This is a genomic window from Gulosibacter massiliensis (genome assembly GCF_900626105.1).
Classification (GTDB): domain Bacteria; phylum Actinomycetota; class Actinomycetes; order Actinomycetales; family Microbacteriaceae; genus Gulosibacter; species Gulosibacter sediminis.
In genome coordinates, this window is record NZ_UYZX01000001.1 from 1,095,643 (window position 1) to 1,116,558 (window position 20,916).

Below are 20,916 nucleotides of genomic sequence, written 5' to 3' on the forward strand. Positions count from 1 at the left end.
CCGTTCTAGGGGGTTGCGGTCTCGCGAGCCGCCCGCGTCACGGGCTCGACCTGCGCGAGCAGCTTTTCGCACGCGTGCTCGATGAGGTCTCGCACTTCGTTGAACAGCTCGTCACTCCCATAGTAGGGATCCGGCACATCGCCGGCGTCCTCGTGGAGGTCGCAGAATGAGAGCAGCGGGCGAATGAGTGCGCGCTGCTCGGGGGTCTCGGCCCAGGTTTTTAGGATGCGGTCCTGGCTCGGATCGAATGTGACGACGAGGTCGTAGTTGCCGAACCAGTCCGGGTCGAACTGTTTGGCTCGGTGCCCGTCGACCGAATATCCAGCGCGCTGCAGCGAGTTCAGGGTGCGCGGATCAGCCTTTTCGCCGACGTGCCAGTCGCCCGTGCCCGCGGAGTCGAACTCAATGGAGTCGCCGAATCCGTCCCGCACGGCCATGTCGCGGCTGATGGCTTCGGCCATCGGGGAGCGGCAGATGTTGCCCGTGCAGACGAAACAGATGCGAAATATCGGCCCCGCGCCGTCGACTGCAGACATGCGCTTATTGTGGCGCACCGGCGTAACGCCGACAACCGTCGAGTGCAACGGGATTGACACGCCCACGTTGTGCGCCTCCCGCGACGCTTGTGGATGTGCGTCCATCCACAGCGGCGGGCGCGCGCCGAGCGGGTGGACGGGCTCCGCGCGAGACTCGCAGCACCGCATCCGCCCCGGGGTGCCCGAGCGCGAGGAGTGCCCATGACCGCGACCCCGACGACCGACTCCGGGTTCAATCCCGCCGACGCGCTTGACGCCGCGACGATTCGGCAGGTGCGCACCGACGTTGGCAACCTTGCCCAGCTGCTGCATGACGCCTCGAGCGAGGTGCGCTCGGTGCACCTGCCCGCCGTCGACGACGCGGCGATCGCCGACTGGGTGTCGGTCGCGCAGCTCAGCTACACCCTTACCCGCCTCGCCCTGAGCGGGATGCTCGAGACGGCCGCCGCCGCGTGCACTGCCGTCGCCTGGCAGTACGAGACGCAGCTCACGCTGCTCGACGGCCAGATTGTCGCCGCGGAGGTGATCTAGCGATGGTGCAGGTGAGCGTCGAGACCTCGCAGTTCGGCACCGCCGCGGCGAAGCTCGACGGCATTGAGGAGGGCATGGCTGGGCTCAATCTCCGGCTCAGCACGCCCGCGTGGTTCCCCGCGAACGGCTGGCTCACCATCTCGGGGCCGCAGCTCGGAGTGATCTCGCTCGAGGCGCAGCTGCTTGCCGGCGGCATGCAGTCGGCCGCCGCATTCGCCGGGGCGGCGGCCGAGCACCTGTTGCAGGCGCAGGCCTGGTACGAGGCCGCCGACCGCGCGGCGGTCGAGGCCTTCACCGCGGTGAGCGACGCCGTGGTCTCGACCGTCGTGCTCTCGGTCGTGAGCGTTGCCGCGACGGGTGCGCTCGCGGCCGTGCCCCTGCTGCTCAGCCCCGCGGGCATCCCGCTCGTGCTCGGCACGCTCGCCACCGCCGGCGCGCTCGAGCAGGCCGGCGTGCTGCCGGGCGGTGACGACATCGTGGCCTGGTGGGCCGACAACCAGCACCTGCTCGCAAACCCGCTCAGTGTGTTGCTCGTGCGCAGCGGCGTCTCGGCCGGCGACGAGATCGTCAACGGCCTCACCGGCGTGCCGCTCTTCACCAGCCCGAACGGGGTCGCGGGCGCGCTCGCGGCGGCGTTCGCGCTCGGCACCGGGCCGATGCTCGTGTCGGGCGCGAAGCGCGACGAGGCCTCTTCGGCGCCGTCGTCGATCGCCGACCTCGTCGAGGCGATTCCGCCGACCGACCCCGACGGCACGAACGCGACGATCACCGAGTACGTGCGCCCCGACGGCAGCACCGTCTACGTCGTTAGCGTCGCCGGCACGAGTTCGCCCGGGCTCGGCGACGAGAACGGCATGGACAACCTCTCGAACCTCGCGGCCTACGGAGGCAGCGACGCGCAATCGGTCGGGGCCGTGTCCGACGCTATGGGGCAGGCCGGCATCACGGCGGGCGACGAGGGCGTCTTCGTCGGTTACTCGCAGGGCGCCCTCGTCGTGTCGGAGCTCGCGAAGACCGGCACGTGGGACGTCGCGTCGGTCGTGCTCGCGGGCTCACCCGTGCACGGCACGAGCCTCGGCGGCGAGATTCCCGTCACCCAGCTCGAGCACGACGGCGACCTCATCACCGGCCTCCAGGGCATCACGCCGGGCGCGCAGGGCGACGTGTCCATCGTGCGGCGCGACCCGTTCCCGGGTGGCGTGCCGGCGGGGGAGGGCATCCTCGCGCCGCACGCGCTCGCCGAGTATCAGCACACCGCGGCCGGCTACGACGAGGTCGACGACCCGCAGGTCGCCGCGCAACGCGACGAGGTGCTCGCGCCGGTGCACGGTGCGACGGCGGTCACGACCACCGACTTCCGCTTCGAGCGCGAGCCGGTTTACGCGAGCGGCGGGGGCATCCGTCCGATGACTCCCGAGGAGGTCTTCGACTGCCTCCAAGAGTTCGGCCGGTTTGGTGAGGACTAGTCCTCGACCTCGCGGCGACGATTGTCGCGCTTGCGCGTGCGGAAGATGCCGTTGAGGATCGCCGAGAGGATACCCATGATGATCGCGCCGCCGATGGCCCACCAGAAGTTGTCGATGGTCAGGCCGAAGCCGAGCAGCCCGCTCACCCAGCCGACGAGCCAGAACAGGAAGCCGTTGACGACGAGTGCGAACAGGCCGAGCGTGAGGCAGTACAGCGGCATCGAGACGACGCGCACCACCGAGCCGATGACGGCGTTGACGAGACCCCACACGACCGCGAGTATCAGGTACGTGAGCACGAGCGAGCCCTGCGAGTCGTCGTAAGCCGTGACGGTCAGGCCGCCCTGCAGGACCCACACGGTGGCCCAGAGTGCGACGGCGTTGAGAACGATCGAGGCGAGAAAGCGCATGCCGTCATTGTGGCGGATCTCGCTGCAGAACGGTAGGTTTCGCCGCGCGCGGCGTGGCCCGAGGCTCGCACATTGCTTGAGGTGCGTCAGCCGGACCGCCGGCCGAAGCTAGAATTCGGATATGACTGATGCACCGGTGCAGCTACGTCCCGAAATCCTCGCTCAGCGCGCGTACCAGCAGGGCAAGCCCGCAGCCGCCACGGCGTTCAAGCTCTCGTCGAACGAGTTGCCGTTCGAGCCGCTCGACGCCGTGCTCGAGGCGGTCAACGGCGTGAGTGCGTTCAATCGGTATCCGGATGCTCGGGCGACCGCCGTGCGCGAGGCGCTCGGCGCGCACTACGGCCTCCCCGCCGAGCAGGTGCTCATCGGCGCCGGCTCGGTCTCACTGCTCTACCAGGCTGTCCAGGCGGCGGCGGGCGCCGGCGACGAGATTCTCTACCCGTGGCGCAGCTTCGAGGCGTACCCGGGCATCGTCACCGTCGCGGGCGCGACGAGCGTGCAGGTGCCGCTCAAGGCCGACTCCTCGATCGACCTCGACGGCCTCGCCGACGCGATCACCGAGCGCACGCGCATGGTGGTCGTCTGCACCCCGAACAACCCGACCGGCCCGGCCGTGCGTCAGGACGACTTCGAGCGCTTCATGAAGCGCGTGCCGAGCAATCTGCTCGTCATCGCCGACGAGGCGTACATCGAGTTCGTCACGGACCCCGCCGTGCTCAACGCGACCCGCCTGCTGCGCGACTACCCGAACCTCGTCGTCGCCCGCACCTTCTCGAAGGCGTACGGCCTCGCCGGCCTCCGCGTCGGCTACATGCTCGGCAACGCGCAGGTGCTGCAGGCGTTCGCGACCACGGCCATCCCCTTCACCATCTCGGAGCAGGCGCAGGCCGCGACGCTCGCGGTGATGCAGGAGGCCGACGCGATCCGCGAGCGGGTCAACGAGATCACCGCGCGCCGCGACGAGGTGCGCCGCGCGCTCATCGACCAGGGCTGGCGCGTGCCCGAGACCCAGGCAAACTTCGTGTGGCTGCCGGCCGGCGAGCAGACCGAGGGCGTCAACGAGATTCTGCTCGAGGGCGGCATCGTCGCCCGCGCGTTCCCGGGCGACGGCCTGCGCGTGTCGATCGGCGAAGAGGCCTCGGTCTCGCCGCTGCTCGCAGCCTGCTGGCAGGCGATCGAGCGGTACCCGGACCTGCGCCAGACCGACGCGGAGTAGTCGCCGGGCACCGGAGGCTTGTGGAAGAACACAGTGGATTCCGGCAACTCGCTGTGTTCATCCTCCAGCGTTCGCGGCTGACTCGGTCATAGACTGGCAAGGTTGATCCGCTTCGAGGAGGCACGTCGAACGTGAGTCCAACTGACCCGAGCACCGCCACGGTGCAGCTACTCACCCCCGAGGGCACGCTCGCCCGCAGCGAGGCGGCTGAGCCGTATTTCGCGCGGCTCGAGCAGGCCGACCCTGCCCTGTGGCGCGAGGCGTACCGGTCGATGCGGCTCGTGCGCGCGTTCGACCGCGAGGCGACGAACCTGCAGCGTCAGGGCGAGCTCGCGCTCTACGTGCCGGCCGAGGGGCAGGAAGCCGCGCAGATCGGTTCGGCGCTCGCGCTCAAACCGCAGGACACGGTGTTCCCGTCGTACCGCGAGCACGGTGTTGGCTTCGTGCGCGGTCTCGACCTGGTGAACATCCTCGCGCTGCTGCGCGGTGTGACGAACGCGGGCTGGGAACCGGAAACGAGCGGAAATTTCCGCAACTATGCCCTCGTCATTGCGACGCAGACGCTGCACGCGACGGGCTACGCGATGGGCCAGCGACTCGACGGTCTCGTCGGCACCGGTGACCCCGAGCGTGACGAGGCGACCATCGTCTACTTCGGCGACGGCTCGACGAGCCAGGGTGACCTCAACGAGGCGCTCGTGTTCGCGCGCAGCTACGACACCCCGCAGGTCTTCTTCCTGCAGAACAACCAGTGGGCGATCTCGGTGCCAGTCTCGGTGCAGTCGCCCACCCCGCTCTACCGCCGCGCCGACGGCTTCGGCATGCCCGGCGTGCAGATCGACGGCAATGACGTCATGGCGAGCTACGCCGTGTCGCTCGAGTTCCTCGACCGCGCCCGCGCTGGTGAAGGCCCCGCGTTCATCGAGGCGCTGACGTACCGCATGGGTGCGCACACGACGAGCGACGACCCGACGAAGTACCGCACCCGCGAAGAAGAGCAGTTCTGGCGCGATCGCGACCCCATCACTCGCCTTGTCGCCTACCTGCGCGCCGAGGGTGAGGGCGACGACTTCTTCGACGGCATCGAGACCGAGGCGAAGGACTACGCCGCCGACGTGCGCCGCCGTACGCTCGCGCTGCCCAACCCCGAGCCCATGGCGATGTTCACCGGCATCTACGCCGAACGGCATCCGCTCATCGAGGCCGAGATCGGCGAGTTCCTGGGCTTTGAGGCGTCGCTGGAGGAGAACGAATGACCGACGAGCGACAGAATCTGCCCCTCGCCCGTGCCATGAACGCCGGCCTGCGCGCCGCGCTCGAGGCTGACGAGAAGGTGCTGCTCATGGGCGAAGACATCGGCCCGCTGGGCGGCGTCTTCCGCATCACCGAGCACCTCCAGCGTGACTTCGGCAAGCACCGCGTGTTCGACACCCCGCTCGCCGAGTCGGGCATCATCGGCACCGCCATTGGCCTCGCGATGCGCGGCTACCGGCCCGTCTGCGAGATTCAGTTCGACGGTTTCGTCTATCCAGGCTTCGACCAGATCACGACGCAGCTCGCGAAGATCCCGGCCCGCACCGACGGCAACGTGAAGCTCCCGCTCGTCATCCGCATCCCGTACGGAGGGCACGTCGGCGCGGTCGAGCACCACCAGGAGAGCCCCGAGACCTACTTCGCCCACACACCGGGCCTGCGCGTGGTCTCGCCGTCGACGCCGAATGATGCCTACTGGATGATCCAGCAGGCGATTCGCAGCGATGATCCGGTCGTATTCCTCGAGCCGAAGTCGCGCTACTGGCCGAAGGGCGAGGTCGACACCGCGCTCGAAACCGTCTCGCTGCACGAGAGCCGCGTGGCCCGCGAGGGCACGGACGTGACACTCATCGGCTTCGGCGCGCAGACCGCGATGAACCTGCAGGCCGCCGACCTCGCGTCGAAGGATGGCGTGTCGATCGAGGTTGTCGACCTGCGCACGCTCGCGCCGATCGACTACGCCCCGCTCATCGAGTCGGCGCGCAAGACCGGCCGCGTCGTCGTCGCGCAGGAGGCGCCGGGCAACGTCTCGCTCGGCAGCGAGCTCGCCGCCACCCTGACTGAGCGCTGCTTCTACTCGCTCGAGGCGCCAGTGCTTCGCGTTTCGGCGTACAACGTGCCGTTCCCGCCCACCCGCCTGCAGAACGTCTACCTGCCCGACGTCGACCGCGTGCTGGACGCCGTCGACCGCGTGCTCGAGTACTAGGAGTCGACCATGAGCATCGAGTTCGAACTGCCGGAAATCGGTGAGGGCCTGACCGAAGCGACCATCGTGAACTGGCACGTCAGGGCCGGCGACACCGTCGCGGTCAACGACGTGCTCGTCGAGGTCGAGACCGCGAAGTCGCTGGTCGAGATGCCGAGCCCATTTGCCGGCGTGATCGACGAGCTGATCCCCGCCGAGGGCGAAGAAGTGGAGGTCGGCAGCGTGATCCTCACCTGGACCGACCCGGCCGACCCTGATGGCGACAGCCACCCCGGCATTACGACCCCCGAAGTGGCCGAGGCCGAGCAGGATGCGGCGCAGAGCGTGAGCGAGGAGGGCGACGCCGAGGTCGGTGCGAGCCTCGTCGGCTACGGCTCGGCACCGGCCGCGAGCTCGCGCCGCAGCGCGCGTCACGCCTCGAACGCCCGCCGCGCGGCGAAGGCCGCCGCGGAGCGCCGCAAGAAGCCCGAGCTGCCCGCATCCGTGCCCGCGGCAGCCGCGTTCCCGATCATCGCGAAGCCGCCGATCCGCAAGCTCGCGAAGGACCTCGAGGTCGACCTCTCATCGGTCACCGCGACGGGCCAGGCCGGCGAGATCACCCGCGACGACGTGATTCGTCACGCCGAGCAGGCGAAGCTGTTTACAAACCTCGAGACGCCGAACTGGAACGAGGAGCGCGAGGAGCGCCACCCCGTCAAGGGCGTGCGCAAGATGATCGCGCAGAACATGGTGCAGTCGATGTTCACGGCGCCGCACGTGACGCTGTTTGTCGATGTCGACGCGTCCCGCACGATGGAGTACGTCAAGCGGCTCAAGGAGTCGCCCCACTTCGCCGGCATCAAGGTGTCGCCGCTGCTGCTCATCGCGAAGGCCGTCATGTGGGCGATTCAGCGCAACCCCACCACAAACGCCACGTGGACTGATGAGGAATACATCATCAAGCACTACGTGAACCTCGGCATCGCCGCTGCCACGCCCCGCGGCCTGCTCGTGCCGAACATCAAGAACGCCCACGAGATGTCGATGCGCGAGCTCGCCGAATCGCTGCAGGAGCTCACCATCACGGCGCGCGACGGCAAGACCCCGCCCGCCGATCAGCAGGGCGGCACGTTCACCATCACGAACATCGGCGTCTTCGGTATGGACTCGGGCACGCCCGTGCTCAATCCCGGCGAAGTCGGCATCCTCGCGTTCGGCACCGTGCGCCCGAAGCCATGGGTGGTCGACGACGAGGTGCGCGTCCGCCAGGTCACGACGCTCGCCGCGAGCTTCGACCACCGCCTCGTCGACGGCGATGTCGCCTCGCGCTTCCTCGCCGATGTCGCGCGCATCGTCGAGGAGCCGGCGCTGCTGCTCGATTAGTGTGAGCTAGTCGATCCCCTGCGCGACGAGTTCCGTGACGATCTCGACCGCGTCGGCGTCGCCGGTCACCTCGACCGGCTCGCCGCGGCCCCAGAGCCACAGGTAGAGCGCGGCGGCGTCGGCGGATGCGCTGGCGTGCGGCAGGCTCCCGGCGTCGGTGTCGGCCTGCAGCGGTCGCGCGATGAGGGAGCTGATCTCCTTGCCGTCGCGCGGCCGAGTGCCCCCCCCCAGCGCGAGATTTCGACCTCGACCGGCTGCCCCGCATCCGTCGGCGTGAGCGTGAGCGTGGCTAATTGCTCGACCGTGGCCCACTCGGGGATCCAGTCGTAGGCGCTCGCGTGCATCACTTCGATGACCTGCGCGACGCCGTCGCCGGCGACCTCGGGGTCGATCGGCGTCAGCGGTTTTCCGGCCGCGAGCTCGGCGTCGACGCGGTGCATCGTCGCCTCGTGCAGCTGCATGCGGCGCGCGAAGCCGACCGACTGATCGGCCGAGAACCAGGTCCAAAGGGGTTCGGCTTCGTCGCGGGCGGTGAGTTGCTCGACGAGCGTCGCGGTGGCCGCTTGGCGACGCGGCACGAGGGCCTCGACGGCGCCGTCGCCCTCGGGCATGGGCACCTTGGCGGCCTCGATCGACTCGGAATCTTCGTCGGTGCGCGCCCCCGTGGCGAGCAGTTGCCCCCAGAACTCATGCACTTCGGTGACGTGGGCGAGGAGGTCTTGTGCGGTCCATCCCGGGCAGTTTGGTACCGGGGCGGATGGATCGGTGGCGGCGATGGTCGTGGTCAAACGTTCGGCTTCTTCGGCGATGCGGTCGACTGTCGTAGTCATGGCTCGAGCGAAGCACTGAAGGCTTGGCGTGGCCCGGGAACGCGAGCTCGGAACGTCACGCCTGCCCCACCCACACGCCGTAGGCTTTCGCAATGACATTCTTCACGCATCCGCTCGACGACCGCGCCACCCTCACCCTGTGCGGCGTCGGCGATGCCGAGGCGCTCGCCGAGGTGCTCGAAGCGAACAAAGGGCGCATCGGCGAATGGGAGAACTGGGCGCGCGAGGTGCAGCCGCTCGAGCAGCAGCGCGAGTTCCTGCGCGGTCAGCTGCAGAAGTACGTCGCGGGCACGAGCCTGCCCTGCTTCATCAAGGTCGACGGCCGCCTCGCTGGTTCGATCGAACTTCGCCAGGTGAACGCCAACGACCGCGTCAGCGAGATCGGCTACTGGGTCGCCGCCGAGTTCGAAGGCCAGGGGCTCGTGCGCCGGGCATGTGAGGCGCTCATCGCGCACGCGTTCGGCCCGCTCGAACAGGTGCGCATCGAGCTGCAGGTCGCGGTCGGCAACGACCGCAGCCGGGCCCTCGCGACGCGGCTCGGGTTCACCGAGGAGGGCACGCGCCGCAGTGCCTTGCGCGTTGGCGAGCGCCGCCACGACCTCGTTTGCTACGGCCTGCTCGCGAGCGAGTGGCAAGGCTGACCATTCTTGCGAGCCGCAATGAGAACGGTTATCGTTTAGCTCGGTCGCAGCTGCGCAAGCGTCGAGCGGCCACCCTCTTTTGTCGCCGACGCTCGCTAGATAGGAACCAGCCTTGCGGAAGTTCACGCGCGCACTGCTCGGAGCGGCCGGCGCGACGATCGTCGCGATTGGCGTGACTGGATGCGCCACCGCGGCAAGCGGCCCGGCGGACGGCCTCAACGTGGTCACCACCACGACGCAGCTGCACGACTTCGCCCTCAACCTCACCAAGGGCACCGACGCCGAGGTGACAAGCCTGTTCCAGCCCGGTTCGTCGGTGCACAGCTTCGAGCCGACGGCCGCCGATCTCGAGGTGATTCGCACCGCCGACATCGTCGTGATCAACGGCATGGACCTCGAGCCGTGGATCGACGACACCCTCGCCTCGGCCGGCTTCGACGGCACGGTCATCGACGCCTCGGAGGGCATCACGCCGATGGGTACCGATGACGACGACGACCATGCGGCCGAAGAGGACAGCGACCACGAGGAGCACGACCACGCTGCGGGCAATCCGCACATTTGGACCTCGCCGGCCAACGCCGAGATCATGGTGCAGAACGTTGCCGAGGGCCTCGAGACGGCGAGCGCCGACAATGCGGCGACAATCACGTCGAACGCCGAGGCGTATGAGGCGAAGCTCGCCGACCTCGACGAGTGGATCTCGACGAGCATCGACCAGGTGCCCGCAGCCGATCGCCTGCTCGCGACGAACCACGACGCCCTCACCTACTACAACGACGCCTACGACATCACCTTCATCGGCTCGGTCATGCCGAGCTGGGAGGACAACGCCGAGCCGTCGGTCGCCGAGGTGAACGACCTTGTGAAGAAGATCAAGGAGTCGGGTGTGCCTGCCGTCTTCACCGAGTCGCAGCTCAAGCCGACGACGGCTGAGGCGATCGCGGAGCAGGCCGGCGTTAAGGTCTACTCAGGCGATGACGCGCTCTACACCGACTCGCTCGGTGCGGCCGACAGCGACGGCGCTACCTACATTTCCTCGACCATCCACAACACTGAGCAGATCCTCGACTCCTGGGGTGCCACGGTGGCCGAGGTGCCCGCCTCGCTCACGGAGACCAATTGACCGACGAACTCCTGCGCTACCGCGACGTCACACTGAGCTATGACGGCCGTACGCCAGCGGCCGAGCGCCTGAACCTGCAACTTGCGCAGGGGCAGGCGCTCGCGCTCGTGGGGCCGAACGGCTCGGGCAAGTCGACGCTGCTCAAGAGCATGATCGGCCTCGTCGCCCCCACGACCGGCGAACTGGCCGTGCTCGGCGGCCGTCCCCGCGCTGCGGCGGCGCACGTCGGCTACCTCGCGCAGCACGATCACATCGACCTCGAGTTTCCGATTTCGCTGCGCCAGGTCGTCATGCTCGGCCGCTACCGCGCGCTCGGCCCCCTGCGGTGGCCAGGCCGGGCCGACAGGGATGCGGTGCAGGAGGCCCTCGAACGGGTCAACCTCGTCGACGTGGCCGAGCGCCGCTTTGGCGACCTCTCGGGTGGCCAGCGGCAGCGCGGCTTTCTCGCGCGCGCCCTCGTGACCCGCCCGCGCATCCTGCTGCTCGACGAGCCGTTCAACGGCCTCGACACCCCGAACCGCAAGGCGCTGATGCAGACCCTGCGCGAGCTGCGCGAGGCTGGCATGGGCATCGTCGTGTCGACGCACGACTTCGAGCTCGCGCACCAGGTGTGCACGCACGTGCTGCTCGTCAACCAGCACCAGATCGCCTACGGCGACATTCACGAGGTACTCCAGCCCGAGGCGATCGCCGAGACCTTCGGCGAATCGCACGACCACTTCGACACGCACAGCGACCTCGTCGCCCACCCGCACCCCGTCGCGACCCCCGACAAGCCACTGCTGTGACCGGGGTCGACGTCATCTTTGGCGCGCCGTTCATGCAGACCGCGGCGATCGCGCTCGCTGCGCTCGCGGTGGTCGCCGCCGTCGTGGGCGTCGCCCTGAACCTGCGCGAGCTCGAATTTGTCAGCGACGGCCTCGTGCACGCCGTGTTCCCGGGCGTCGTCATCGGGTTCGTCGCGGGGCAGGGGAGCGGCACGGCCGTGTACCTCGGCGCCGTCATTGCCGCGCTTATCGCGACCGTGCTGCTGACACTCGCGTCACGCCGCGGCGCGGGCACCGACGCAAACACTGCCGTGCTGCTTGCCGGCGCCTTCGCGATCGGCATCGTCATCGTGTCGCGCTCGACGAGCTACGCGACCGGCCTCGAGACGCTGCTGTTCGGCCAACTGCTCACGATTTCGCACGACGACCTGCTCGTCATCGGTGTGCTCGGCGTTATCGCCCTGCTTATCGTCGGGCTCACGTGGAAAGAGCAGGTGTCGGTCGCCTTCGACCGCGAGTCCGCCGAGGCGAGCGGGATGCCCGTGCTCCGATACGAGCTGCTGCTCAACGTCGCGATCGCGCTCACGGTCGTCGCGGCCTCCCGCGCGGTCGGTAACCTGCTCGTCCTCGCCCTGCTCATCGTGCCCGCCGCGGTCGGTCGGCTCATCTCTTTCCGCCTCGCCCTGATCGTGCCGATCGCCGCCGGCGCCGCGCTCCTCGCCTCGTTCCTCGGCCTCGTCTCGGGCTACTGGCTGTCGGTGGATGCGCGGCTCAACGTCTCGCCCTCGGCCGTACTCGTGCTCGTGCTTGTCACGCTCTACCTCGTGGTCGCGGGCGTGACCGCCATCACGCGGCGAAAGCGGGTGCGCGCATGACCATCTTCGCCTCGGCACTCGTCACGGGCATCCTCGTCGGCCTGCTCTGCGGCATCGTTGGCTCGCTCGTCGTACTGCGCCAGCGCGCATTCTTCACGGTCGCCCTCACCCACGCGACGTTCCCGGGCGGCGTGCTCGCCGCGATCCTTGGCGTGCACATCGTGCTCGGTGCCTTCGTCATGGGTCTCGTGCTCGTTGGGTTCATGCTGTTGCTCGGGCGCATTCGCCGCCAGGGGCGCCAGGTGGCCGCGGGCATCGTGCTCTCGTTCGGCTACGCGCTCGGCGTGTTCATGCACTCGCTCGTGCCCGGCCTGCAGTCGCGCGTCGACTCGTTCCTCACCGGTTCGATCATCGGCATCCCAACCTCGAGCATCCTCTTCATCGCCGGGATGCTCGTGGTCGCCATCGTCGCGGTCACCGCGTGCTGGAAAGACCTCCTCTTCTCGACCTTCGACCGCGAGGGCTTCGTCGCGAGCGGCGGCAGCGAGTCGCGCGTCGAGGCGCTCACACTCGTGCTCATCGTCGGCACCGTCGTCACGACCATGCCCGCGATTGGCTCGATTCTCGCAATCGCGATGATCGCGGCACCGGCCGCCGCAGCCAAGCTGCTCGTGCGGCGCATTGAATGGATGATCCCGGTCGCGAGCCTGCTCGGCGCGGGTAGCGCCGTGCTCGGCCTCTACGCCTCGCAGTGGTTCTCGATCGCCGCCGGCGGCTCGATGGCGCTGGCGGCGACCTTGGTGTTCCTCATCGCACTCGCAGTCAATCGCGGGGCGCGGCGCCTGGCGCCTGGCTACACTGGCGGCGAGGTGAAGTATGTCTGAGCAGGAGCGCGTCGTGCCTCGTCGCACGACGAAGCAGCGTGAAGCGATCCGTGAGGCGCTCGCGGTAGAACCCGCGTTCGTGAGCGCGCAGGACCTCCATCACAAGCTGCGCGACGCGGGCGAGCGCATCGGCCTCGCGACCGTCTACCGCGCCCTCGCGCAGCTCGCCGAGGACGGCGAGGCCGACACCATGCTTGGCCCCGACGGCGAGCGCTACCGCGCCTGCGATACCGAGCAGCACCACCACCACCTTGTCTGCCGCGTTTGCGGCCGCACCGTCGAGGTCGAGGCCCCTGAGGTCGAGGCCTGGGCCGCGAAGGTCGCGAAGCAGCACGGCTTCAGCGCGATCACGCACGACCTCGAGGTCTTCGGCATCTGCGCCGAGTGCCGCGCCGCTGCTGGCGCCGAAGTTGCCGCCAAGACTGGTGCTGCCGCAGACAATTAATGCTTGCCGTACCGCATCCTGCCCGGTAGAGTAAGTCGCTGGTGCGCTTGGGGTTCCCCTCCGGCGTAACCGTGCTCGGACGAGGTTCATCACTGACAGCTCGCTCGGGTGCCGACAAGAGATCTTGGGCAGCACGTTCATGCGTGTTGCGGTATTGAAGGAGAAGGCAATGGCAGCAGTGTGCCAGGTGACCGGTGCTACACCGCAGTTCGGTCACAACATTTCGCACTCGCACCGACGCACCAAGCGTCGGTTCGACCCGAACATTCAGAAGAAGAAGTACTTCGTGCCCTCGCTCGGCCGCAGCGTGACCCTCACGCTTTCGGCCAAGGGCATCAAGGTCATCGACGCCCGCGGCATTGACGCGGTTGTCGCCGACCTCCTCAAGAAGGGAGTGAAGCTCTAATGGCCAAGAAGGGTCAGGACATCCGTCCGATTATCAAGCTCCGCTCCACCGCCGGTACTGGGTTCACCTACGTGACCAAGAAGAACCGCCGGAACACCCCGGACCGCCTCGTGCTCAAGAAGTACGACCCGGTGATTCGCAAGCACGTCGACTTCCGTGAGGAGCGCTAAACATGGCGAAGAAGAGCAAGATCGCAAAGAACGAAGAGCGCAAGGAGATCGTCGCCCGCTACGCCGAGCGTCGCCTGCAGCTCAAGAAGCAGCTCGTTGACCCCAACGGCACCGACGAGTCGCGCGAGGAGGCCCGCGTGGGTCTCCAGAAGCTGCCCCGCAACGCTTCGCCGGTGCGCGTGCGCAACCGCGACTCGATCGACGGCCGCCCCCGTGGCGTCCTCTCGGAGTACGGCATCTCGCGTGTCCGTTTCCGCGAGATGGCGCACCGTGGCGAGCTGCCCGGCATCCGCAAGTCGAGCTGGTAGTCACTAGCTGACACCGCAGTACTTCATGACGCGGGCGTGCACTTCGGTGCACGCCCGCGTTGTTGTTTGCCATTGGTCGTCGTTGTTTGCCGCGAAAGTTCATTACCCCATCGGGGTCAGGAAGGCTCCCAATCGCATGGGAATCCTGGGCAAAACACGCCAAAACCCGCGTAAATTCAACGAACACGCCGCGTGGGTGTTAGTTTGGCGACGTTGCCGCACGCCGGGCCTCCCCGCACGGCGGCGACCGATAAGCAATGACTGCGCTCGCGCCCGCGAGCACCTGCGTCCGTAGGAGGGCACACATGGCAGACAACACCGTGAACAAGACCGAACTCGTCGCGACCATCGCGGCCGAGACCGGTCAGAGCCAGGCGACCGTGAACGCTGTTCTGGACGGCCTGTTCCAGCAGCTCGCCGCGAACGCCGCGAAGGGCACCAAGGTCACCATCCCCGGTTGGCTCTCGGTTGAGCAGACCTCGCGCGCCGCGCGTAAGGGCCGCAACCCCCAGACCGGTGAAGAGATCGAGATTGCCGCTTCGAAGGGCGTCAAGATCTCGGCTGGATCGAAGCTCAAGGCTGCGGTCAAGTAGCACCCCCGGGTTCCCCAACCCCGCGAACGCCGCCCCACGGGGCGGCGTTCCGCGTTTCCGCCCGCGTCACGCGGTCCCGCCCGAGGCAGCCGAGTACCCTTGAAGGACCATGCCAGCATCCGATCGTCGCACCGGCTGGTCGCCCGCCACGCTGCAGCTGCTGCGCTGGGGTCCGGCCGGCCTCATCCTGGTCGCACTCCTTGTCACGTGGGCCGCTCTCGCATTCGGTGGCGGTGCCGCGCCGCTCACCATCGGCGACCCGGGCCCAATCGTGCGCTGGGGTCTGCCGATCCTTCGTCTGAGCTTCGACCTCACCGCCTCGCTCACCATCGGCGGCCTCTGCATGGCCGTCTTCGCGTGCAGCCGCGACAAGCCCGAGTTTGAGCGCGCCATGACGCTCGCGCAGGGCGGCAGCGTCGCCTGGGCACTCTCGAGCATCCTCACCTCGATGCTCACCTACCTCGACGTCTCGGCCGTGCCGTTCTCGTTCGACGCGAGCTTCGGCCAGGGCATGTGGTACTTCCTCACCAACCTCGAGCTCGGCCAGATGTGGCTCATGGCCACCGTCATGGTGATCATGCTGTCGACCGTCGTGTTCGCGGTGCGCTCGCGCTGGGGCACGCTGCTCGCCACCGGCTTCGCCCTGCTCTGCCTCTGGCCGATCGCGACCATGGGGCATGCCGTGGGCGCCGCTTCCCACGACCTCGCGGTTGGCGGGCTCACGGTGCACCTCACCGGCGCGGCCGTGTGGGTCGGCGGCCTCGTCGTCGTCACGGTACTCGCGGTCGCCGCGCGCGCCGACGCCGACCGCGATGCGCGCCGCCTCGCGCTCGTCGAGCGCTTCTCGCAGCTCGCGCTGATCTCGTTTGCGGTCGTGACCTTCTCGGGTATCGTCACCGCGTTCGTGAACATGTCTGACTTCTCGCAGCTGTTCACCACGAGCTACGGCCTGATCATGCTTGCGAAGATCGTGCTACTCGTCGTGCTCGGCGGCTTCGGCGTGCTGCAGCGCAGCTTCCTCATCAACCGGATGCGCACCCGGCTCGCGCAGGGGAGCTCGACCGCCGCGCCCCTCGCGTGGCTGCTCGGCATCGAGCTGCTCGTGATGGGCGCCGTCTCGGGCGCCGCCGCGGCCCTCGGCCGCACCCCGAGCCCGCAGTCGCCCGTGACCGCCGACCAGCTCTCGCAGCCGACTCCGGCCCAGCTGCTCTCGGGCGACGAACTGCCCCCGCCCTTCGACGTCTCGCGCCTGTTCACCGAGTGGACCCTCAACCCGGTCTGGACCGCCCTCGCGGTCATCGGCCTCATCTACTACTACGTCGGCGTGGCCCGCCTGCGCCGCCGCGGCGACGCGTGGCCGATCTGGCGCGCGGTCTCGGTCACCGTCGGCGTCGCGATCTTCCTCTACAACGTCAACGGCCCGCTCTACGTCTACGGGCGCTTCCTGTTCAGCTTCCACATGACCGAGCACATGATCCTCTCGATGATCGTGCCGATCTTCCTCGTCATGGGCGCCCCGATGACACTGCTGCTGCGCAGCGTCAAGGCGCGCAAGGACGGCTCGATGGGCGGCCGCGAGTGGGCGCTGCACATCGTGCACTCGAAGTGGGCGCAGTTCTTCTCGCACCCGATCGTCGCGGGCGTGAACTTCGCGATTGCGCTGCTCATGTTCTACTTCACCCCGCTGTTCCGCTGGGCGACGTACGACCACGTCGGGCACATGTGGATGATCGCCCACTTCCTCATCGTGGGCTACCTCTTCGTCGAGTCGCTCGTCGGCGACGACCCCGCGCGCACCCGGGCCTCGTACCCGATGCGGCTCATCTCGCTCGTGCTCGTCATGACCTTCCACGCCTTCTTCGGCCTCGCCGTGATGACCGGCACAGGCCTGCTTGTCGCCGACTGGTACGGCGCGACCGGCCGCGACTGGGGCGCCGAATCGGCGATCGTCGACCAGCAGATCGGCGGCGCGATCGCCTGGGGCATTGGCGAGTTCCCGACCGTGATCCTCGCTTTGCTCGTCGGACTGCAGTGGTTCAGGTCGGACAAGCGCCGTGCCGCGCGCGAGGATCGCCGGGCGCTGCGCGACGAGGACGCCGAGCTGCGTGCCTACAATGAGCGCTTCAAGCGATTGGCCGAGAAGGATGGGGTGGGACAGTGACGCTGCAACTCACCGCCGAGCAGCAGGCCGTCTACGACGCGATCGAGCAGACGACCGAGCACCTCTTCGTTACCGGCCGCGCCGGTACCGGCAAGTCGACGCTGCTGAATCACCTCTCGTTCCACAGCGACAAGAAGCTCGTGATCTGCGCCCCGACGGGCGTGGCCGCGCTCAACGTCGGCGGCCAGACCATCCACTCGCTGTTCAAGCTGCCGATCGGCATCATCGGCAACCAGCCGATCGAGCAGAACCGCGACGTAAAGCGGCTGCTCAAGCAGATCGACACCCTCGTCATCGACGAGGTGTCGATGGTGTCGGCCGATCTGCTCGACGCGATGGACCGCTCGCTGCGCCAGGCGCGCGAGCGCGCATCCGAGCCTTTCGGCGGCGTGCAGGTCGTCATGTTCGGCGATCCGTTCCAGCTCGCCCCGGTGCCGCCGAGCGACCCCACAGAGCGCTCGTGGCTGCGCGAGAACTACCGCTCGATGTGGTTCTTCGACGCGCACGTCTGGCGCGAGGCCGAGCTGCGCATCCACACCCTGCGCGAGATTCACCGGCAGCACGACGACGAGTTCCGCTCGCTGCTCACCGCCGTGCGCTACGGCCGCGTGACCGCGCCGATGGCGACCCGCCTCAACGAGGTCGGCGCGCGCCCCGCGCCGAACGACGGCATCATCACGCTCGCCTCGAAGAACGCGACCGTGAACCGCATCAACGCCCGCGAGCTCGAGCAGCTGCCCGGCCGCGCGATGACCGCGGCCGCCGAGATCCATGGGGATTTCGAGGGCGCCCGCACGTTCCCCGCCGAGACCGAGCTCGTGCTCAAGGAGGGCGCGCAGGTGATGTTCCTGCGCAACGACTCCGACGGCCGCTGGGTGAACGGCTCGGTCGGTGAGGTGTCGCGCATCAGTCGCACCGTCTACGTCGAGATCGACGGCGAAGAGCACGAGGTCGAGCCGATCGTATGGGAGAAGCTCAAGTACCAGATCGACCCCGAGTCGAAGCAGCTCTCGCGCGAGGTGGTGGGGGAGTTCCACCAGTTCCCGCTGCGCCTCGCGTGGGCCGTCACCATCCACAAGTCGCAGGGCAAGACCTACGACCGCGCCGTGGTCGACCTCGGGGCGCGCGCATTCTCGCCGGGTCAGACCTACGTCGCACTGTCGCGCATCCGCTCGCTCGAGGGGCTCTACCTCAACCGCCCACTCACGCCCGGCGACATCTTCGTCGATAAGGACGTCATGCGGTTCATGGACGAGGTCGCGCAGGCGCAGCGCGCCGCGAAGGCCGCGGTCGAGGCGTAGCCGCGCGACCTCGCTCGGTCGGTCGTGCCCGCACGCTAATGCGGGTGGATGTTCCGGGCCACCTCGGCGGTGAGCGGCGCGATCTCCTCGTCGCGGCCGAGGATCTGCGCCCACGCGGGCACGTATTCCTCGAAGTAGCGGTGGGCGTGGCCGCCCTTCGAACCGATCGAGTTCGGCATGTCGGCCGCGACCTGCCAGAACGTCACCCACGGCCACCAGCTGATGCGTGGCGTGACGTCGTGGCCGTGCGGTTGGCGCATCCACTCCGGCTCCTGCCAGATGAGGTTCGGGTGCCACCAGACGACCGGGTCGCTCGGGTGCTGGAGGAAGTAGAAGCGGTGGGCGTTCCAGGACTCGTACGGCTCGCCGCCGACGGGGCCGGTGAGATCCTCGCTGCGGTTCGAGAAGCGGATGTTCACGCCGTCGCGGATGCGCGGGAGGATCTGCGGCGAGCCCGGCGCGCGCTCGGCCTCGAGCTCCTGCCAGATCGGCGAGAACTGCGGCGTGCCGGCCCAGATCGCGCCGTCGAGGCGTTCGACCATGTCCGCGGCGTCGCTGAAGACCGACAGTGCGCCGAACGCGCCGAGCGACTCGCCCTGCATGTAGAGCTTCGGTCGGCGCTCGGGTGGGATTTTCAGCAGCTCGAGCATCACCTCGCGGTAGAGCCGTTGGGCCGTGAGCTGCGGCGACTTGCGGTCGGCGATGATGGCGAGCGCGCTCGTGAGCACGGTGTACTGCAGGCTCACCGTCGCGCAGTTGCCGCGCGTGAGGTACTCGAACGAGCCCATCGACCAGTCGCTGAGCCAGCCGGTGCCCGTGCCGACGGCGATGCAGAGGTGTTCGCGCTCGAAACCCCCCGCCCGCTTCAGCTCGCGGACGGCGCGCTTCGCCGCATCCGGAATCGAAACCTGCGCGCGGAGGCCGACGTAGGCACGGATGGGCTCGAGAATCTCTTCGTCGCTCGGCCCCGAGCCGTTGCCGCGGGCCCGCCAATAGCGTTCGATGTCGGCGCGGCGGGGGCCGTCGCTGACGATCGCCTTGCCGTGTCGGCCCAGCGTGCTGAACGGTTCGTATGAGGGGCTTGATCCACTGCGCTCGAGTTGCTCGGGCGCTGTGCGGCCCGGCAGCGGCTGCAGGTTGCGCTCGGCCGCCCGGCCGCGGAGCATCGCCATGAGGCGGTCCCAGAGCACTGAGCGGTTGAGGTAGTAGGTCGCCGCGAACGTGACGAAAGCGCCCGAGAACGGTGCGGCGAGTGCGGGGAGGAAACGCTGCAGCAGGCGGCGCGTGCCGCGCGACTGCAGCCGGAACAGCGCGATGACCCCGAGCGCGAGCGTCGTGAAGCCCGTACCGGCGGTGATGCCCGCGAGCTGCGTGCGCGCATCCGGCGGCAGGCGGTCGACGAGGCGCGCGATCTCGCGCTGCCGGGGCACGGATGCGCCGAACGCCCAGATCGTGCCGCCGACCAGCGTGGTGACGACCGAGATGCGCCACGCCTGCGCGAGGGCGTCGGGGACCCGCGCGAAGTCGGTGCCCGGGAAGCTGCGGCGCAGGAACGGCATGATGGCGCGCCGCAGCCAGCGCAGCGAGCTGCCGATGCCGTAGCCGTAGAGCTGTGAGAACGCGAGGCTGCCGGCGGTCATCCACCAGGTGCGGGGGAGGAAGCTCGGGCCGAGGGCGATCCACGAGGTGACCTGCGCGCCCGTGATGCCCCACCAGTTCGGTCGCACCTTGCGCCGGCGAAGCTCGGCCTCGGTGTAGCGCTCGACCTCGGGTTTCCGGGCCCGTCGTGCCACCGCGCGGCGGAGGCGACGAGCAAACATGCCGCTCATTATGCCGGGGTGAGGTTGCCGAGGGCTCAGACACAAGGAGCTGGGCACAAGGCCCCGGACACACATAGCTGCTCTCAAGGCTGCGGCCAGTCGGATTGCTGAGAATCTTCCGGTTGCCCCTTGCGCATTCAAATGAAGGCGCATAGGTTGTACCTGCAAGTAAATCCAAAGGAGCAGCGCATGACCACCATCACCCCCGGTACCTGGACCATCGACCCCGCACACACCGAGATTGGTTTCTCGGTTCGCCACCTCGCCATCTCGAAGGTGAAGGGCGTCTTCGAAGAGTTCGCCGGCACCGTCGTGGTCGCCGAGAACCCCACCGAGTCGAGCGTCGAGGGCACCGTCGAGGTCAAGTCGGTCAACACCAAGCAGGCTCAGCGCGACGAGCACCTGCGCACCAGCGACTTCTTCCTCGCTGACGAGTTCCCCCAGATCACCTTCAAGTCGACCGGCGCTCGCCTCGACGGCGACGACGTCATCGTGACCGGTGACTTCACCCTCCGCGGCGTCACCAAGCCCGTCGACTTCAAGGTCGAGATCGGTGGCGAGACCGTCGACGGCTACGGCAACAAGAAGGCCGGCTTCGAGGCCACCACGACCGTGAACCGCAAGGACTTCGGCGTGAACTGGAACGCCCCCACCGAGGCTGGCGGCCTCACCCTCGGCGACGACGTGAAGATCACCGTCGACGGCCAGCTCGGTCTCGGCGCGTAAGGCGCGTCGGCTCGTCTGAGTCAACGCCCACTTTGCGCCAACTCTCGGCAATCCTTTGAGGTTGATCGTGCAGAGTTGACCTGCGAGATTCCTCGCCCCAAAATCCACCAGCGTCCTGCCAACCTCCCCCAACCCGGCAGGGCGCTGGTGTCTTTTCCCCCAC

General features: G+C 68.3%; 23 protein-coding genes. 19 read left to right on the plus strand and 4 right to left on the minus strand.

Annotated features, from left to right (window positions below; genetic code table 11):
- Positions 1 to 5 precede the first annotated feature (5 nt).
- Positions 6 to 536 carry a low molecular weight protein-tyrosine-phosphatase gene (locus EJL01_RS05300; protein WP_125106574.1) on the minus strand — a complete coding sequence of 177 codons (531 nt, stop codon included), beginning with the start codon at positions 534 to 536 and terminating at the stop codon, positions 6 to 8.
- 201 nt (positions 537 to 737) lie between these two features.
- Here EJL01_RS05300 and EJL01_RS05305 point away from each other — a divergent pair, with 201 nt between their 5' ends.
- Both EJL01_RS05305 and EJL01_RS05310 read left to right on the plus strand, forming a co-directional pair.
- Entirely contained in the window at positions 738 to 1,067 is a 330-nt protein-coding gene (locus tag EJL01_RS05305) for a hypothetical protein (RefSeq protein ID WP_125106575.1), read from the plus strand.
- A 2-nt stretch (positions 1,068 to 1,069) separates the two neighbouring features.
- Complete coding sequence (locus EJL01_RS05310; protein WP_125106576.1) at positions 1,070 to 2,533, plus strand: hypothetical protein; 1,464 nt, start codon at positions 1,070 to 1,072, stop codon at positions 2,531 to 2,533.
- On the opposite strand, the gene EJL01_RS05315 is transcribed toward EJL01_RS05310, so the two are convergent.
- On the minus strand, positions 2,530 to 2,943 hold the full coding sequence (locus tag EJL01_RS05315) for a phage holin family protein (RefSeq protein ID WP_125106577.1): 414 nt from the start codon (positions 2,941 to 2,943) through the stop codon (positions 2,530 to 2,532). The two genes, EJL01_RS05310 and EJL01_RS05315, sit on opposite strands and share 4 nt — an antisense overlap.
- A 121-nt stretch (positions 2,944 to 3,064) precedes the next feature.
- On the opposite strand from EJL01_RS05315, the gene EJL01_RS05320 reads away from it, so the two are divergent.
- From EJL01_RS05320 to EJL01_RS05335, 4 genes are all read left to right on the plus strand, one after another.
- Entirely contained in the window at positions 3,065 to 4,159 is a 1,095-nt protein-coding gene (locus EJL01_RS05320) for a histidinol-phosphate transaminase (RefSeq protein ID WP_125106578.1), read from the plus strand.
- Between the two features lie 131 nt (positions 4,160 to 4,290).
- The gene (locus tag EJL01_RS05325) at positions 4,291 to 5,415 is read left to right on the plus strand and encodes a thiamine pyrophosphate-dependent dehydrogenase E1 component subunit alpha (protein ID WP_125106579.1); all 1,125 of its coding nucleotides are present in this window, start codon (positions 4,291 to 4,293) and stop codon (positions 5,413 to 5,415) included.
- A complete protein-coding gene (locus tag EJL01_RS05330; RefSeq protein WP_125106580.1) occupies positions 5,412 to 6,398 on the plus strand; it encodes an alpha-ketoacid dehydrogenase subunit beta in 987 nt (328 codons plus the stop codon). The genes EJL01_RS05325 and EJL01_RS05330 overlap by 4 nt, the downstream gene beginning before the upstream one ends.
- A gap of 9 nt (positions 6,399 to 6,407) precedes the next feature.
- Complete coding sequence (locus EJL01_RS05335) at positions 6,408 to 7,760, plus strand: dihydrolipoamide acetyltransferase family protein (protein ID WP_125106581.1); 1,353 nt, start codon at positions 6,408 to 6,410, stop codon at positions 7,758 to 7,760.
- Between the two features lie 65 nt (positions 7,761 to 7,825).
- On the opposite strand, the gene EJL01_RS05340 is transcribed toward EJL01_RS05335, so the two are convergent.
- Positions 7,826 to 8,590, minus strand: a complete 765-nt coding sequence (locus EJL01_RS05340; protein WP_164509725.1) for a maleylpyruvate isomerase N-terminal domain-containing protein — start codon at positions 8,588 to 8,590, stop codon at positions 7,826 to 7,828.
- 92 nt (positions 8,591 to 8,682) lie between these two features.
- Between EJL01_RS05340 and EJL01_RS05345 the strand changes: the two genes are divergently transcribed.
- The 12 genes from EJL01_RS05345 to EJL01_RS05400 all read left to right on the plus strand — a co-directional run bounded on the left by EJL01_RS05345 (position 8,683) and on the right by EJL01_RS05400 (position 18,207).
- Entirely contained in the window at positions 8,683 to 9,231 is a 549-nt protein-coding gene (locus EJL01_RS05345; RefSeq protein ID WP_125106583.1) for a GNAT family N-acetyltransferase, read from the plus strand.
- A 112-nt stretch (positions 9,232 to 9,343) separates the two neighbouring features.
- Complete coding sequence (locus EJL01_RS05350) at positions 9,344 to 10,357, plus strand: metal ABC transporter substrate-binding protein (RefSeq protein ID WP_125106584.1); 1,014 nt, start codon at positions 9,344 to 9,346, stop codon at positions 10,355 to 10,357.
- A complete protein-coding gene (locus EJL01_RS05355) occupies positions 10,354 to 11,145 on the plus strand; it encodes a metal ABC transporter ATP-binding protein (RefSeq protein ID WP_125106585.1) in 792 nt (263 codons plus the stop codon). Before EJL01_RS05350 ends, EJL01_RS05355 begins: the two co-directional genes overlap by 4 nt.
- The gene (locus EJL01_RS05360; RefSeq protein WP_241209110.1) at positions 11,142 to 11,999 is read left to right on the plus strand and encodes a metal ABC transporter permease; all 858 of its coding nucleotides are present in this window, start codon (positions 11,142 to 11,144) and stop codon (positions 11,997 to 11,999) included. The genes EJL01_RS05355 and EJL01_RS05360 overlap by 4 nt, the downstream gene beginning before the upstream one ends.
- Positions 11,996 to 12,823 carry a metal ABC transporter permease gene (locus EJL01_RS05365; RefSeq protein ID WP_125106586.1) on the plus strand — a complete coding sequence of 276 codons (828 nt, stop codon included), beginning with the start codon at positions 11,996 to 11,998 and terminating at the stop codon, positions 12,821 to 12,823. Before EJL01_RS05360 ends, EJL01_RS05365 begins: the two co-directional genes overlap by 4 nt.
- Positions 12,816 to 13,268 (plus strand): Fur family transcriptional regulator, encoded by a 453-nt coding sequence (locus EJL01_RS05370; RefSeq protein WP_125106587.1) that lies wholly within the window; start codon positions 12,816 to 12,818, stop codon positions 13,266 to 13,268. The genes EJL01_RS05365 and EJL01_RS05370 overlap by 8 nt, the downstream gene beginning before the upstream one ends.
- 169 nt (positions 13,269 to 13,437) lie before the next feature.
- Positions 13,438 to 13,674, plus strand: coding sequence for a 50S ribosomal protein L28 (rpmB, locus tag EJL01_RS05375; protein ID WP_125106588.1), 237 nt, complete (start codon positions 13,438 to 13,440; stop codon positions 13,672 to 13,674).
- Positions 13,674 to 13,844 (plus strand): 50S ribosomal protein L33, encoded by a 171-nt coding sequence (rpmG, locus tag EJL01_RS05380; protein WP_125106589.1) that lies wholly within the window; start codon positions 13,674 to 13,676, stop codon positions 13,842 to 13,844. Before rpmB ends, rpmG begins: the two co-directional genes overlap by 1 nt.
- A gap of 2 nt (positions 13,845 to 13,846) precedes the next feature.
- The gene (gene rpsN / locus EJL01_RS05385) at positions 13,847 to 14,152 is read left to right on the plus strand and encodes a 30S ribosomal protein S14 (protein WP_125106590.1); all 306 of its coding nucleotides are present in this window, start codon (positions 13,847 to 13,849) and stop codon (positions 14,150 to 14,152) included.
- Between the two features lie 305 nt (positions 14,153 to 14,457).
- Complete coding sequence (locus EJL01_RS05390; protein ID WP_125106591.1) at positions 14,458 to 14,745, plus strand: HU family DNA-binding protein; 288 nt, start codon at positions 14,458 to 14,460, stop codon at positions 14,743 to 14,745.
- Between the two features lie 109 nt (positions 14,746 to 14,854).
- Positions 14,855 to 16,906: a bifunctional copper resistance protein CopD/cytochrome c oxidase assembly protein gene (locus EJL01_RS05395; RefSeq protein ID WP_125106592.1), complete on the plus strand. Its 2,052-nt coding sequence runs from the start codon at positions 14,855 to 14,857 to the stop codon at positions 16,904 to 16,906.
- Entirely contained in the window at positions 16,903 to 18,207 is a 1,305-nt protein-coding gene (locus tag EJL01_RS05400) for an ATP-dependent DNA helicase (RefSeq protein WP_125106593.1), read from the plus strand. Before EJL01_RS05395 ends, EJL01_RS05400 begins: the two co-directional genes overlap by 4 nt.
- Before the next feature lie 35 nt (positions 18,208 to 18,242).
- Here the strand turns inward: EJL01_RS05400 and EJL01_RS05405 are convergent, their stop codons facing one another.
- The gene (locus tag EJL01_RS05405) at positions 18,243 to 20,027 is read right to left on the minus strand and encodes an alpha/beta-hydrolase family protein (protein ID WP_164509726.1); all 1,785 of its coding nucleotides are present in this window, start codon (positions 20,025 to 20,027) and stop codon (positions 18,243 to 18,245) included.
- 189 nt (positions 20,028 to 20,216) lie between these two features.
- Between EJL01_RS05405 and EJL01_RS05410 the strand changes: the two genes are divergently transcribed.
- Positions 20,217 to 20,753: a YceI family protein gene (locus EJL01_RS05410; protein WP_125106595.1), complete on the plus strand. Its 537-nt coding sequence runs from the start codon at positions 20,217 to 20,219 to the stop codon at positions 20,751 to 20,753.
- Positions 20,754 to 20,916: the final 163 nt, after the last annotated feature.

Excerpts from the sequence above, each read along its gene's own strand:
- rpsN (WP_125106590.1), top strand. The coding sequence starts at position 13,847 with ATGGCGAAGAAGAGCAAGATCGCAAAGAACGAAGAGCGCAAGGAGATC.
- EJL01_RS05405 (WP_164509726.1), bottom strand. The coding sequence starts at position 20,027 with ATGTTTGCTCGTCGCCTCCGCCGCGCGGTGGCACGACGGGCCCGGAAA.
- EJL01_RS05370 (WP_125106587.1), top strand. The coding sequence starts at position 12,816 with ATGTCTGAGCAGGAGCGCGTCGTGCCTCGTCGCACGACGAAGCAGCGT.
- EJL01_RS05335 (WP_125106581.1), top strand. The coding sequence starts at position 6,408 with ATGAGCATCGAGTTCGAACTGCCGGAAATCGGTGAGGGCCTGACCGAA.
- EJL01_RS05320 (WP_125106578.1), top strand. The coding sequence starts at position 3,065 with ATGACTGATGCACCGGTGCAGCTACGTCCCGAAATCCTCGCTCAGCGC.
- rpmG (WP_125106589.1), top strand. The coding sequence starts at position 13,674 with ATGGCCAAGAAGGGTCAGGACATCCGTCCGATTATCAAGCTCCGCTCC.
- EJL01_RS05330 (WP_125106580.1), top strand. The coding sequence starts at position 5,412 with ATGACCGACGAGCGACAGAATCTGCCCCTCGCCCGTGCCATGAACGCC.
- EJL01_RS05300 (WP_125106574.1), bottom strand. The coding sequence starts at position 536 with ATGTCTGCAGTCGACGGCGCGGGGCCGATATTTCGCATCTGTTTCGTC.
- EJL01_RS05315 (WP_125106577.1), bottom strand. The coding sequence starts at position 2,943 with ATGCGCTTTCTCGCCTCGATCGTTCTCAACGCCGTCGCACTCTGGGCC.
- EJL01_RS05310 (WP_125106576.1), top strand. The coding sequence starts at position 1,070 with ATGGTGCAGGTGAGCGTCGAGACCTCGCAGTTCGGCACCGCCGCGGCG.
- EJL01_RS05410 (WP_125106595.1), top strand. The coding sequence starts at position 20,217 with ATGACCACCATCACCCCCGGTACCTGGACCATCGACCCCGCACACACC.
- rpmB (WP_125106588.1), top strand. The coding sequence starts at position 13,438 with ATGGCAGCAGTGTGCCAGGTGACCGGTGCTACACCGCAGTTCGGTCAC.
- EJL01_RS05395 (WP_125106592.1), top strand. The coding sequence starts at position 14,855 with ATGCCAGCATCCGATCGTCGCACCGGCTGGTCGCCCGCCACGCTGCAG.
- EJL01_RS05365 (WP_125106586.1), top strand. The coding sequence starts at position 11,996 with ATGACCATCTTCGCCTCGGCACTCGTCACGGGCATCCTCGTCGGCCTG.
- EJL01_RS05390 (WP_125106591.1), top strand. The coding sequence starts at position 14,458 with ATGGCAGACAACACCGTGAACAAGACCGAACTCGTCGCGACCATCGCG.
- EJL01_RS05305 (WP_125106575.1), top strand. The coding sequence starts at position 738 with ATGACCGCGACCCCGACGACCGACTCCGGGTTCAATCCCGCCGACGCG.
- EJL01_RS05345 (WP_125106583.1), top strand. The coding sequence starts at position 8,683 with ATGACATTCTTCACGCATCCGCTCGACGACCGCGCCACCCTCACCCTG.
- EJL01_RS05340 (WP_164509725.1), bottom strand. The coding sequence starts at position 8,590 with ATGACTACGACAGTCGACCGCATCGCCGAAGAAGCCGAACGTTTGACC.